The organism is Tenacibaculum sp. E3R01 (genome assembly GCF_003318185.1).
Taxonomy (GTDB): domain Bacteria; phylum Bacteroidota; class Bacteroidia; order Flavobacteriales; family Flavobacteriaceae; genus Polaribacter; species Polaribacter halocynthiae.
This window is the reverse complement of record NZ_QOCC01000012.1, coordinates 135,545-148,947: the sequence shown is the minus strand read 5'-3', so window position 1 is coordinate 148,947 and position 13,403 is coordinate 135,545. Positions and strand designations below refer to the sequence as shown.

Sequence of the window (13,403 nt, the reverse complement as noted above, 5' to 3'; positions counted from 1 at the left end):
TAGTTTCCTAAAAAAACTAATGTTAACAAAAGTTTCTTTCTATATAACCGCTATAGTTTGTTTAATTACTGCTTTTGTAATTAAACGTGTATACTTTAAAGAAAAAAACAAAAACACTGATACCAATTCAATACAGGGTATTAAGTGGTTTGCTTTAGCTATTTTTTCTTGGGGAGCAGGTGCTTTTATAAATATAATTCTAACTTCTGTTTTCAATATTTCTACTAACCATAAAATTATTATTAGTCTAGGAGTTTTCTTCTCATTAGTTAATTCTTTGTTTATATTAATGTCTATACCTTCAATAGAACATTATGAAAAAAGAAGTATTGTTATTAGAATCATAGAACGATTCACTAATAGAGAAGTTTTTATAATTTTCGGAGGAATTTTAGGTATGATTGCTTCCGTATTTTTAATTTCATTTTATAGTAATAACAATGAAAATGCCAGTAATAATGTAATTTGGTTAATTGATATCCCAATTTCATTAGTTGTTGCATTTTCTTTACTTCAAGAATTGAATAAAGCATTCAAAAATAGAGGTATGCGATTTATGTACCTCCCTACTTTTGCTTTATTTGTTTTAATAATAATTGCAGTTACCCACAGAATTATTCCTGAAACTCAAATTCAATATTGGATACCTTTAAGCACATGGAACATATTAGGAATTGTTACTGCACTATCTTTTAAATTTTTATTCATCCTATTGTTCACAATACTTTTATACAGTTGGAAATTATTAGCCGAAAAAGAAGAACAACAATCTGAATTTATAAAAATAAAAACGATAAAAGAGACATTAGAGAAAGACAAAGAAACTCTATTAATAGCAAATGAAAGTCACTTAGACACAATAAAACACTTAAAATCCGAAATAGATCAACAAAAAAAGAAGTATAAAAAGTTAAAAAAATCTTCAAAAGTTGAACTATCTGATCGTCAAAAAGAAGTATTAGCAAACCTTGGTGTTTGTGGAACAAAAAAATCATATACCGAAATTGCAGAAGCTATGAATATTAGTGTAGATGGATTTCAAGCTCATATTTACCAAATAAAAAAAGCCTTAAATGTCTCTGGGTCTGACGGAAAAGAACAATTAATAAGTTATGCTATTGATAAAAACCTGTTAGGTTTTGCCACTATTTCCTGTAGTTAAATTAAATACTTAATCATATACTTAACCATACAAACTCTTATTTTCATCAATGCGTAACCTTTTATTTTAAACTGATTCTAAGCAATTTAGCAGAAATCAATTTAAAACATCCATGAAACGTTTAATTACTTTTATTACCTTATTCATTTCTCCATTAATTACTGTAGCTCAAAACACAACTCAATCTTTAGATCAAAAAATCAATCAATCTTTTCATAATGCTACTAGTTGGTTTACCGATACCATACTATATCAAATCCCTATTACAGAAAACATAGCTATTCCTTGGGTTTTAATAATTTTAGTTGGTGGAGCATGTTATTTTTCAATTTATTTTAAAGGAATTAATTTTAGTGGTTTTTTTACAGCTATAAATGTAGTAAGAGGAAAATACGACAGCATAGATAAACCTGATAATAAAACAGACATTGCTAAAACCATAAAAGTAGAAGGCAATGGAGAGGTTTCTCATTTCCAAGCATTAACTGCTGCCCTATCTGCTACAGTTGGATTAGGAAATATTGCTGGAGTAGCAATTGCTTTATCTATTGGTGGTCCTGGTGCTACATTTTGGATGATTATTGTTGGTTTATTAGGAATGGCTTCTAAGTTTGTTGAATGTACTTTGGGAGTAAAATACAGAGAAATAGAAACTGATGGAACTGTATTTGGAGGCCCTATGTATTACCTTAAAAACGGTTTAAAAGAACTTGGCCTTAATAAAATTGGAAAAACTCTTTCTATAATTTTTGCTATAATGTGCGTTGGAGGTTCATTTGGTGGTGGAAATATGTTTCAAGTAAATCAAGCTTTTAAATTATTTGAATATGTTACTGGTGGTGAGCAGAGTTTTATTTACGGTAAAGGTTGGTTATTTGGACTGGTTATGGCCATATTTGCTGGTATTGTTATTATAGGTGGTATCAAAAAAATAGCAAAAGTAACCGACAAAGTGGTACCTGTAATGGTATTAGTATACGTGATAGCTGTAATCATAATTTTATCAATAAATTACACACAAATTCCAATTGCTTTTAACCAAATCATAGAAGGTGCTTTCAATCCTACAGGAATTGCTGGCGGAATGGTTGGTGTACTTATTCAAGGGTTCAGAAGAGGTGCGTTTTCTAATGAAGCTGGTATTGGTTCATCATCAATTGCACATGCAGCTGTAAAAACAAATTATGCAGCTAGTGAAGGTTTAGTTGCCTTGTTAGAACCATTTATTGATACTGTTCTTGTATGTACAATGACTGCTTTAGCTTTAATTATAACTGGACAAATAACACCTGGTAACACCATTTCGTTTGAACAAGGGGCAATACTTACTTCTAAAGCTTTAGAAAGTGGAATTTCATGGTTTCCATACATACTAACAATAGCAGTAATTTTATTTGCTTTCTCATCTATGATATCTTGGTCTTATTATGGTTACCAAGCTTGGTCTTATCTTTTTGGAAGAGAAAAAAGAACAGGAAATGTTTATAAAATTATCTTTTGTATTTTCACTATTATTGGTGCAGCTGCTAGTTTAAATGCTGTGATTGATTTTTCAGACGCCATGGTTTTTGCTATGATGGTTCCTAACATGATAGGTTTAATTTTACTAGCTCCTAAAGTTATTAAAGAGCTTAAAAGGTATAAATCTGCCATACAAAACAATTTATCTTAATTCTATTTTGTAGATTTATAGCATATAAAGATCTAGATTTAAATGAAAAAATTAACCTTACTAACTATTGCTTCTGTTATTATATTCTCTTGTAAAACAGAACAAAAAGAAATATCAAAATCCCCCGCTAAATTTTCCGTTGAAGAAAAAAAAGATTCAACCAATATTAAACATCTTTTTAATACTGCTTTAACCCAAGGAAAATCTTATGAATGGCTACGAGATTTAACATCAAATATTGGAGGTAGATTATCAGGTTCTCCTGAAGCAGCAAAAGCAGTAATTTGGGGTGAAAAAATAATGAATGAAGTTGGTCTTGACTCAGTTTGGTTACAACCTGTAATGGTTCCTCATTGGGTTCGTGGAGAAAAAGAAGAGGCTAATTATACAATTAACGGTAATAAAATTAATGTTCCTATTTGTGCTTTAGGGTTCTCTATTGCTACTCCAACAAATGGAATAACTGCTGAAGTTATTGAAGTTAAAAGTTTAGAAGAAGCTAAAAAACTAGGAGATAAAGCAAAAGGCAAAATTGTTTTTTTTAATGGTGCTTTTGACAATACTCTTATACACACTTTTAAAGCTTATGGAGGTTGCGTTGGTCAACGTTTTGCTGGCGCATCTGTTGTTGGACCTTTTGGAGCAAAAGGGATGATTGTTCGTTCAATGACCAACGGTATTAATGATTACCCTCATACAGGGTCTATGGGATATGGAGATATTGCTAAAGAACATCAAATACCAGCAGCTGCTATTAGTTCTAGAGGTGCTGAAAACTTAAGTAAACACTTAAAAAACAACCCTAATTTAAAATTTTACTTTAAACAAAGTTGTAAAACCTTACCAGACGCTCCTTCTTTTAATGTAGTTGGAGAAATTAAAGGAAGTCTAAACCCAGATAAAATAATGGTAGTTGGTGGACATCTAGATTCTTGGGATCTAGGCGATGGTGCTCATGATGACGGAACTGGAATAGTACAATCATTAGAAGTAGCTTACTTATTTAAAAAAAATAACATAAAACCCAAAAACACAATTCGTATCGTTTTCTTTATGAATGAAGAAAATGGTATGAAAGGAGCTACAGAATATGCTCGTTTAGCAAAAGAAAATGGTGAATTACATATTGGAGCATTAGAATCGGATGCAGGAGGACATACTCCTAGGGGGTTTTCAATTGATGCCAACCAAAAAAATGTTCATTTACTACAAAGCTGGAAGAAACTATTAGCACCATACGGTTTACATGATATTGATAAAGGAGGAAGTGGAGCTGATATCGGTCCATTAAAAGACGACCATGTTACTTTGGTTGGTTACCGCCCAGATTCTCAACGTTATTTTGATTATCATCATACGGTTACAGATACATTTGACAAAGTAAATAAAAGAGAATTAGAATTGGGAAGCGCATCAATGGCTAGTATAATTTATTTAATGGATAAATATTTATACACTAATGAAACATTGAAACCTTAATCATGAAATATTTAATTTTAACGTTAAAAATTCTTTTAGCTATTTTTTTAATTTATGGTGGTTTTAATCATTTCTACAACCCTAATTTTTACAATGGATTCATTCCAGATTTCTTACCTAATTTAGCTATAAACTATATAATAGGAGCTATTGAAATACTTCTAGGAATTGGACTTTTTTCAAAAGGGTATAAAAAGAAATCGGCTTATGGTATATTTTTATTAATGATACTATTTATGCCTATACACATATGGGACTCTTTAAAAGAAGAACCAGCTATTGGATCAAAATCTGCTTCTTATATAAGAATAGGTGTTCAAATTTTATTCATAATTTGGACTTACCTTATATACAAAACTGAAGAACACAGGTCGTAAATCTTAAATAAAACATTTTTAGTTTAGCTATATGAATTTATCATATAGCTTTTTTTTTATAAAAAAAACACTAATAAAAGTAAAAGTTCGACTCTCTATTCCTCTTTTTTATATTTAAATACAGTAAGTGTTTTTAAACTCTCCCTCCTTCTAATTTTCATTCCTAAATGAACAAGATTATCTATTATTCTTAATTTTCTTCAAAAAAAATAAAAAAAAATAAAAAAAAATCACAACTCAAACAACAACACTATCAAGCTAAAAATAAACCACTTAATTCCCTTACAATTTCATTACCTCAATAATCATAGCGTTTAAACCTACTTTTTAACAAAAAAATAATTAGGGTGTTACAGTCTTTGCTTGTTTAACCTACACGGCTATTAAAAATCTTCATTAAAAACTTCACCCATCACGGACCAGTGCATAGGGTGAATAAACCTATTTTACAATTAAAAACAATCATTTATGAAAAACAATCAAAAACAGCTATTTTTTAAACAAAAAGTATTTTTACTTTTTTTTATTACATTTTTTACCAATCAAACTATTTCAGCACAAGAAAAATTTAGAGTAAGTTTATCTGGAGGAGGAAACAGTAACGATATAACCTACAGTGCTAGCAATAGAGTAAACACAGAATATACTGGAAATACTGGTTCTTATTTTAAAGCTGGATTTAATTTTAAAGTTTACAAAAATATAAGTATCCAAACTGGATTAACTTACATTAACAAAAATTACAAATACCAAAGAACAGGTGCTCAAGAAGGAATTGGTACACTTCATAGAGCTAAATATTTTAATATTCCTGTAATGGTAGGAATTCAACCTTTACATAACGCATTAAAAAACACAAAATTCAATTTTGAAGTTTTTGCAGGAACTTATGTGGGTTGGTGGAATTCTTTAGAAAGAGAAAGTACTGTTGAAGTTTTTGGAGGATTAAACTTTAACGGTTTCCCTAGAAAAACAGTAATAGAATCTTATGATTTTGATAAAAATGAAAATCAATTTAACAGAGTAGATTACGGTTTACAAGCTGAAACTCGATTTGGTTACAACGTTTACAAAAACATGAGTGTATTTATTGAGTACTCTTTTATGTATGGCTTATCTGATAACCAAAAGAAACAATTAAGAAAAACGTCTAACTACTATTACACTACCTCTAATTACGGTATTGGAATATCTTACAACTTTTAATATTAATTATTATGAAAAAAATCACATACATTTTACAAATATTTATAGTATTAATATCTTTCTCTACACTACAATCTTGTAGAGAAGATTCATTAGAAATTGCAGAATTGAACAGAACAGCTGTAAATAGCTATTCTGATCTTTTCAATGCTTTTTGGGATACGATGAACAACGATTATAATTATTTCAACGAACAAGAAGAAAACTGGGATGATATTTATAGAAAATACAGTCCTAAATTTAAAGCTTTTTCTACTTTTAATAAAGCGAACGTTGATCCTATTTTAGCTGAAAAAGAAGCTAATTTGGCTTTTAAATATTTTGCTGAAATTATCACTAACAAAATATTAGATCAACACTTTGGATTAAGTGTTGTAATTCCTATACCTAGTGTAAAGTCATTAAATCGTCAAACTACTATGACAGAATCATTTGTAAGTAACATGACTTACAAATATACTGAAGAAGATGGTTTTGTAAACTTAGGTAGAACTCAAAGAAACCCAAGAGTAAGTCAACGTGACGTAAGAAGGGTTATGGGGCTTCAAAAATTAGATCCTGCATCTGTATATGTTGGTGGTCCACTTTTAGCTGGATTCTTAAAAAGTGATCCTGAAACTATGTACATTCAATTATCTCAATTTAATGTTATTAGTCATGCTATTAATGATGGGGCTTTTCCAATCTTAAAAGATATTAACAGTCTTTCAGGAATCAACCAATCATACTTCAAGGCTTTAAAAGACTTAGACAATACATCTGGTTCTCAATTTGAAAACATGATGAATGATAATTTAAGTGAACTTAAAAAATTAGTTTCAACAGTTATCGCTTCAAACGAATATAAAAATTACACTACTGCTCTTGATAAATTCAAAAGCACTGAACTTGTTGACGATCTTGAAGCAAGCTTAACTCCTTTAGCTAATTTTACAACTACTGCTAAAGCTAGTTTTGATACTAAAAACGATGCTGTTTTACCTTTATTAAGAGCATACTACAACAACCCATCAACTACTGCTGGTCAAAAAGCTGCTGTTAATGAGTTATATGGTATATATGTAAAACGTATAAAAAGCTACCAAACTATCTCTAGTTTCATCTTTTCTACAACTTTATGGGGAATTTTCCCAATAACTAATGATTTTGATGATGTATTAAGTTCTATAGCTAGAAACTATTCTTTCGATCTTTATAAAAAAGTATATAACCCAATTGCAAACGGTAAAGTAAAGAAAGTTGTTTTAGACTTGAGAAGTAATGGTGGTGGTGCTGTAATTGATGCACGTATATTTACAGAAAGATTTGTAACTCAACAAAAAGTTTGGGGATATCAAAGAACAAAAGAAGGTAATGGTAGATTTAACTATAGCCCATGGGTGCCAGTTGAAACTAATCCTCATCAATTTGGAATTAAGCAGAATGTACCTACAGCTATTTTAATTGATGAATCATCAGTTAGTATGTCTGAAATCAGTACAATGATGATTAAATCTCAAGGAAACCATGTAACAATTGTTGGTGACAACAGTGCTGGTGGAACTGCTGGTTTAGGTGGTCAAGATACTTTTAATGGTGGAAATAGATTAAATAATGGATATTTAAGTTTCTACATGCCTTTAATGGCTTTCCAAGATAGTAACGGAAAGATTGTTGAAGCTGTTGGGGTAACTCCTGATGTAAAAGTAATTCCTACTCAAACACAAGTTGATCAATTAAGTACTACTTTTATTGACCCTGCCTATAATGCAGCATTAGACGCGATTAAGTAAGAAAAAATAATTTTTTATTATATTTTTAAAAAGGAAAACTAATTAGTTTTCCTTTTTTTATTTAAAAAAAACAATAAAATTTAAATACTTTTGAAATACTATCCAATACTTAATCTAATTTTGAATGAATAAATTAATACTTCCACTACTCTTTATTTCTATTATAATTTCTTGTAATAAAAAAGAAGAAGCAGATTTAATTATAACAAACTCTAATACTTACACAGTAAACAATAATTTTGATAAAGCTGAAAGTTTTGCAATAAAAGACGGGAAATTTATAGCTGTAGGAACCAATACGGAAATTCAAGAAAAATATACCTCAACCAACATTATAGATGCTAAAAACAAACCTATTTACCCTGGATTCATAGATGCACATTGCCATTTTTATGGATTAGGGTTACAACAACAAAAAGTAAATTTAGTTGGTACTAAAAGTTATGATGAAGTTTTACAAAAACTGATAGACTTTCAAAAAAAGAAAAACACCTTATTCATTACTGGTAGGGGCTGGGACCAAAACGATTGGGAAATTAAAGAATTTCCAACAAAAGATAAACTAGACAAACTATTCCCTTCAATACCTGTAGCTATTAGAAGAATTGATGGACATGCAATGCTAGTAAATCAAGTTGCAATTGATTTAGCTGGAATAACTATCGATTCAAAAATAGACGGCGGAGAATTTATTAAAAAAGAAGGTAAACTTACTGGTGTTCTTATTGATAACGCTATGAATTTTATCAAAGTACCACAACCTAACAAAGCTGCTCAAATACAAGCTCTTAAAGATGCTGAAAAAATTTGTTTTGACCTAGGACTAACTACAGTAGATGATGCTGGCTTAGATAAACAAGTAATTGAACTTATAGATAGCTTGCAAAAAAGTGGAGATTTAAAAATGCGTATTTACGCAATGATTTCTAACAATAAAGAGAACTTAGATTACTATCTAAATAAAGGAATTATTAAAACTAATAGACTTAACGTACGCTCAGTAAAAGTATATGCTGATGGAGCATTAGGTTCACGTGGAGCCGCTTTAAAAGACCAATATTCTGATAAAAAAGGTCATTTTGGAGCTTTAGTGAACTCTTATGAGAATTTACAAAAACTAGCTTTAAGAATTGCAAATTCTAAATATCAAATGAACACTCATGCCATTGGTGATTCTGCTAATTATGTTATGCTTAAGACCTACAACAATGTTTTAAAAAACAAAGGAGATAGACGTTGGAGAATTGAGCATGCCCAAATAGTAGACTTAAAAGATTTTCATCATTTTAAAAATATTTTACCATCTATTCAACCAACACATGCTACTTCTGACATGTATTGGGCAGAAGATAGAGTTGGTTCACACAGAATAAAAGGTGCTTATGCTTACAATGATTTATTAAAGCAATATGGTAAGGTAGCATTAGGTACTGATTTTCCTATTGAAAACGTAAGTCCGCTATACACTTATTATGCTGCTACCATTAGAAAAGATTTAAAAGGATATCCAGAAAACGGATATCAAATTAACAATGCTTTAACCAGAGAGGATGCTTTAAAAGGAATGACTATATGGAATGCTTATGCAAATTTTGAGGAATCTGAAAAAGGAAGTATTGAAATTGGAAAAGTAGCTGATTTTGTAATTTTAGAAAACGATATTATTACTATAGAGGGTAACAAAATTCCAAAAACTAAAGTAAAATCCACCTATATCAATGGAGAAAGAGTAGCAAACACTAATTAAACATCGGTGTTTTTTATAATTTTCGTAATCATAAAACTTGTAATACAAACACTTACAGGGCTAAGCTTTTTTCATTATATTTGACTTAAAACATTAAGCATGAGAAAATTTATACTTTTAACCATTTTTGTATTCACTAATATCATTTTTACAGTAGGACAAAGGAGCAAACATCTTACAGGCTACGTCAAAGATTCTTTGAACTCACCTATTGCAAATGCAATGGTGTTTATAGATGGAAAAAAAACTAATGGAAAAACTGACGCTAAAGGATTCTTTAGAGTTAAATACAAAAAAAGACCAAGAATAATATCATTTTTATCACCTACACATGGAGTTGATAAAATGATTTACAAAGGAGAAAAAACAGTTTATTTTGTTTACGGTAAAGGGTCTTTAAAAACAAAAGCTACTGGTACTCAAACCAAAATAGTAAAAACAAGAACTCGTAGAGGTAATAACAGAGAGTTTTTAACTATTTATGACTATTTCAAAGGTACAGTTCCAGGTGTTGTAGTATCTGCAGATAATTCAGTAACTATTAGAGGAGCAGGTTCTTTCAATGCTTCAAATGAACCTTTATTTGTAGTTAATAAAACTCCTGTTTCTAAAGCTAGTATTGAAAGTATAGCACCGTCAAATGTAAAAAATATAGTAATTTTAAAAGGACCTGAAGCTGCTCTGTATGGAGCTAGAGGAGCTAATGGTGTTATTATCATAACAACCTATTAATTTAACAATTATTGATGCATCTTTTTTCTAAAAGTTTAGTCTATTGATAAAACTATTTCAATTATGACTAAACAACTACAAAAGAAAGAATTTCACAATCAACTATTATTAAGTAAAATGGCACTTAAAAGCAACAACTTTGAAGTGTCATTTTATCATTTAGAAAACGCTCATATCTTAGGTCAAAAGCATATTTATAGACACACAGTATCTCACTACTGGATGTTAATTTTTGGATTGAAAACAAAAAACTATAAAGAAACGATTGGTCAATTTTTTAGAATTATAGCCTCTATTATATTCACCTTAATATGGGTTCCAACAGGTAACACAGGTGGCACAAACATTTCTCCTTTAAAACCAATTCCAATTAGAAAAGAGCTTGAAAAATTTTTCTTAAACTAATTGCATCTTTTTAAAGTATTTCTGGTCTACTATATGAATTTAAAATATAAACACCATGAAATATAAAAACCAATGTACTTGCACTTGTGAAGGGTGTAAAACTGGAAGTTGCTTAAATTGTACTTGCGAAAACTGCACTTGTAACAATTGCAACTGTTAATCAATTAATTTGTTAACTCAATAACAGAAATTATTCTTACCTTTAAGAGTAGTTTCTGTTTTATTAATAAACACTAAAATGACAACAAAACAGGTTTGGACTAAATACGCTAGTGATCTTAGAAATTTTATTCTAGGTAAAGTAACAAACACGACAGTTACCGAAGATATTTTACAAGATACTTTTATAAAAATACACACCAAACTTCATACTCTAAAGGATATTACCAAATTAAAGCCATGGATTTTTAGTATCGCTAGAAATTCAACTATGGATTATTTTAAAAGTATCAATAGAGTTTCAGAATTTACAAATTCAGAAACAGAAACTTATATTGAAGAAAATAGCCATACTGAAAAAGATTGCTTACGCGGTATCTTACAAAACTTACCTAAAAAATATCGAGATCCTTTATTTTTATCCGATATAAAAGGATTAAAACAACAAGAAGTAGCAAACTATTTAAATCAAAGCTTACCAACAACTAAATCACAAATACAACGTGCTAGAAAATTAATTGCGAAAGGTTTTATGGATTGCTGTGGTTACGTATTAAATGAAAAAGGAAAACTAGTAGGTGAAGTTCAAGATAAGGATGATTGTAATGTTTGTAGTTAAATAATACTCTCTTTACAATTAACTCATATTAGTTTCATTGATTTGTTAAAACAAAAATTCCCTCATGAAACTATCAACTTTATCTCCTTTTTTACTTTTACTTTTCATTATTACAATCTCTTGTAAAGATCAAGAAGTAAATAATCAAAACTCAAAAGAAATAGTAATAATAGCCCATAGAGGCGCACAGTCAATATTACCTGAACATACCATTAAAGGTTATAAAAAAGCTATTGAATTAGGCGCTGATTTTATTGAACCTGATTTAGTACTTACAAAAGATGGTCATTTAATTGTTAGGCATGAACCTATGTTGTCTGGTACTACTAATGTTTCAGAAGTTGCCGAATTTGCTAACTTAAAAACTACAAAAAACGTAGACGGAAAAATGGTTACGGATTGGTTTGTTATTGATTTTACATTGGCTCAAATAAAAAAATTAAAAGCCAAACAAGCTTATAACGGAAGACCCACTAATTTTGATGATCAATTTAATATCCCAACATTTAAAGAAGTAATAGACTTAACCATTTCTCACTCTAAAAACATAACAAAACCAGTAGGTATTTATCCTGAAATTAAGCACCCCTATTTCCATAATTCTGTTTTTGGTTCCCACTTTATGGAAAATAAACTAATTGAAGCTTTACAAGAAAATAATCTAGATGACAAAGACTCTCTTGTATTTGTTCAGTGCTTTGAAGTTGAACCTTTACAATATTTAAACACTAAACTATCTGTAAAACTAGTGCAACTAATCTCTACATACAACATTAACAAAGATGGCTCATTAAATTTCAACGTACCACAAGGTGATTTTATATCTTACGTAGCCCCTTATGATTTTCATGTAAAAGGAGATCAAAGAACTTATGAGTTCTTTACAACCGAAGAAGGCATGAAATTCACCGCTACCTATGCTGACGGAATTGGACCATGGAAACCTTTTATTATTTCATATAAAACAAATGAAAAAGGAACGCATACTTTACTACCACCAACGAACTTTGTTAAACTTGCTCATAAAAATAACTTACTGGTACATCCATATACTTTTAGAAATGAGAATACACAATGGAGTAACAAAAACCCCGAAGCTGAATATCATTTATTTTTTGATGTAGGTGTTGACGGTTTATTTACTGATTACACAAACGAAGCGATTAACGCTTTAAAAACATGGAAAAAGAAATAACGTTACACTACATAGTCCCCTAATTAAAAAACCTTCTTTCACTAAGATCGAAGGTTTTTTACTATAATCAAGACTTCTATTTTACAAAAACAAATAAAACTTTCGTAATTTTGTGTAAATTCAACACTAATGAAGATACCACAAAATATTAAAGTTGCCGTAGATGCTGTTGTATTTGGTTACGAACAAAAAGAGCTGTCCGTTTTATTAATTAAAAGAGGGGTTCAACCCTTCAAAGGATCATGGGCATTACCTGGTGGATTAGTTTTAGAAAACGAATCTTTAGAAGATGCCGTTCAAAGAGAACTAGCTGAAGAAACAGGAGTTACAATCGATTATTTAGAACAATTATACACATTTGGAAAACCTGGACGTGATCCCCGTAACAGAGTAGTATCAGTAACTTATTTTGGCTTAGTGAGTCCAAATAATTTTAAAATTTCTGCAGATACAGACGCTGATGAAGCACAATGGTTTTCTATAAGTAAACTCCCTGAACTTGCTTTTGATCATGATATCATTTTAAAAACTGCCTTAAGAAGACTACAAAATAAAATCAACTACCAACCTATTGGTTTTGAATTATTAAATAACGAATTTCCTTTCTCTGATTTAGAAAACCTCTATCAAACTATTTTAAACAGAAAAATTGACCGTCGCAATTTTAGAAAAAAAATACTCAGTTTTGGTATTCTAACTGAAACTGATAAAATTCACCAACCTTCAAGTGGTCGTCCAGCAAAACTTTTCAAGTTTAATGACGAAAAATATAAAGAACTAGAAGAGAACGGATTCCACTTCGAAATTAAGTTTGCGTAAAAAAAACACAAAATATTTTTCTAAACTAAAAAACTTTTCTATTTTTGCGTAAAAATAAC

At 29.9% G+C, this 13,403-nt stretch carries 12 protein-coding genes; all 12 read left to right on the top strand.

Annotated features, from left to right (window positions below):
• Positions 1-19: 19 nt before the first annotated feature.
• The 12 genes from DS884_RS02155 (at position 20) to DS884_RS02100 (ending at position 13,344) form a co-directional block, all read left to right on the top strand.
• Positions 20-1,162 carry a helix-turn-helix transcriptional regulator gene (locus DS884_RS02155; protein ID WP_113785604.1) on the top strand — a complete coding sequence of 381 codons (1,143 nt, stop codon included), beginning with the start codon at positions 20-22 and terminating at the stop codon, positions 1,160-1,162.
• 112 nt (positions 1,163-1,274) lie between these two features.
• On the top strand, positions 1,275-2,834 hold the full coding sequence (locus DS884_RS02150) for an alanine/glycine:cation symporter family protein (RefSeq protein ID WP_113785603.1): 1,560 nt from the start codon (positions 1,275-1,277) through the stop codon (positions 2,832-2,834).
• Between the two features lie 42 nt (positions 2,835-2,876).
• A complete protein-coding gene (locus tag DS884_RS02145) occupies positions 2,877-4,313 on the top strand; it encodes a M20/M25/M40 family metallo-hydrolase (protein ID WP_113785602.1) in 1,437 nt (478 codons plus the stop codon).
• Positions 4,314-4,315: 2 nt separating this feature from the next.
• On the top strand, positions 4,316-4,690 hold the full coding sequence (locus DS884_RS02140; protein ID WP_113785601.1) for a MauE/DoxX family redox-associated membrane protein: 375 nt from the start codon (positions 4,316-4,318) through the stop codon (positions 4,688-4,690).
• Between the two features lie 468 nt (positions 4,691-5,158).
• Positions 5,159-5,896: an outer membrane beta-barrel protein gene (locus DS884_RS02135; protein ID WP_113785600.1), complete on the top strand. Its 738-nt coding sequence runs from the start codon at positions 5,159-5,161 to the stop codon at positions 5,894-5,896.
• Between the two features lie 11 nt (positions 5,897-5,907).
• Complete coding sequence (locus DS884_RS02130; RefSeq protein WP_113785599.1) at positions 5,908-7,668, top strand: S41 family peptidase; 1,761 nt, start codon at positions 5,908-5,910, stop codon at positions 7,666-7,668.
• A 124-nt stretch (positions 7,669-7,792) separates the two neighbouring features.
• Positions 7,793-9,415: an amidohydrolase gene (locus DS884_RS02125; protein ID WP_113785598.1), complete on the top strand. Its 1,623-nt coding sequence runs from the start codon at positions 7,793-7,795 to the stop codon at positions 9,413-9,415.
• A 99-nt stretch (positions 9,416-9,514) separates the two neighbouring features.
• On the top strand, positions 9,515-10,147 hold the full coding sequence (locus DS884_RS02120) for a TonB-dependent receptor plug domain-containing protein (protein WP_113785597.1): 633 nt from the start codon (positions 9,515-9,517) through the stop codon (positions 10,145-10,147).
• Between the two features lie 63 nt (positions 10,148-10,210).
• Complete coding sequence (locus DS884_RS02115) at positions 10,211-10,552, top strand: DUF3703 domain-containing protein (RefSeq protein ID WP_093870513.1); 342 nt, start codon at positions 10,211-10,213, stop codon at positions 10,550-10,552.
• A gap of 238 nt (positions 10,553-10,790) precedes the next feature.
• Positions 10,791-11,330 (top strand): sigma-70 family RNA polymerase sigma factor, encoded by a 540-nt coding sequence (locus DS884_RS02110; RefSeq protein WP_093870512.1) that lies wholly within the window; start codon positions 10,791-10,793, stop codon positions 11,328-11,330.
• A 64-nt stretch (positions 11,331-11,394) separates the two neighbouring features.
• On the top strand, positions 11,395-12,525 hold the full coding sequence (locus tag DS884_RS02105; RefSeq protein ID WP_113785596.1) for a glycerophosphodiester phosphodiesterase: 1,131 nt from the start codon (positions 11,395-11,397) through the stop codon (positions 12,523-12,525).
• Between the two features lie 129 nt (positions 12,526-12,654).
• Positions 12,655-13,344: an NUDIX domain-containing protein gene (locus DS884_RS02100; RefSeq protein ID WP_113785595.1), complete on the top strand. Its 690-nt coding sequence runs from the start codon at positions 12,655-12,657 to the stop codon at positions 13,342-13,344.
• Positions 13,345-13,403: the final 59 nt, after the last annotated feature.

Excerpts from the sequence above, each read along its gene's own strand:
- DS884_RS02130 (WP_113785599.1), top strand. The coding sequence starts at position 5,908 with ATGAAAAAAATCACATACATTTTACAAATATTTATAGTATTAATATCT.
- DS884_RS02145 (WP_113785602.1), top strand. The coding sequence starts at position 2,877 with ATGAAAAAATTAACCTTACTAACTATTGCTTCTGTTATTATATTCTCT.
- DS884_RS02110 (WP_093870512.1), top strand. The coding sequence starts at position 10,791 with ATGACAACAAAACAGGTTTGGACTAAATACGCTAGTGATCTTAGAAAT.
- DS884_RS02115 (WP_093870513.1), top strand. The coding sequence starts at position 10,211 with ATGACTAAACAACTACAAAAGAAAGAATTTCACAATCAACTATTATTA.
- DS884_RS02100 (WP_113785595.1), top strand. The coding sequence starts at position 12,655 with ATGAAGATACCACAAAATATTAAAGTTGCCGTAGATGCTGTTGTATTT.
- DS884_RS02125 (WP_113785598.1), top strand. The coding sequence starts at position 7,793 with ATGAATAAATTAATACTTCCACTACTCTTTATTTCTATTATAATTTCT.
- DS884_RS02120 (WP_113785597.1), top strand. The coding sequence starts at position 9,515 with ATGAGAAAATTTATACTTTTAACCATTTTTGTATTCACTAATATCATT.
- DS884_RS02135 (WP_113785600.1), top strand. The coding sequence starts at position 5,159 with ATGAAAAACAATCAAAAACAGCTATTTTTTAAACAAAAAGTATTTTTA.
- DS884_RS02150 (WP_113785603.1), top strand. The coding sequence starts at position 1,275 with ATGAAACGTTTAATTACTTTTATTACCTTATTCATTTCTCCATTAATT.
- DS884_RS02105 (WP_113785596.1), top strand. The coding sequence starts at position 11,395 with ATGAAACTATCAACTTTATCTCCTTTTTTACTTTTACTTTTCATTATT.
- DS884_RS02155 (WP_113785604.1), top strand. The coding sequence starts at position 20 with ATGTTAACAAAAGTTTCTTTCTATATAACCGCTATAGTTTGTTTAATT.
- DS884_RS02140 (WP_113785601.1), top strand. The coding sequence starts at position 4,316 with ATGAAATATTTAATTTTAACGTTAAAAATTCTTTTAGCTATTTTTTTA.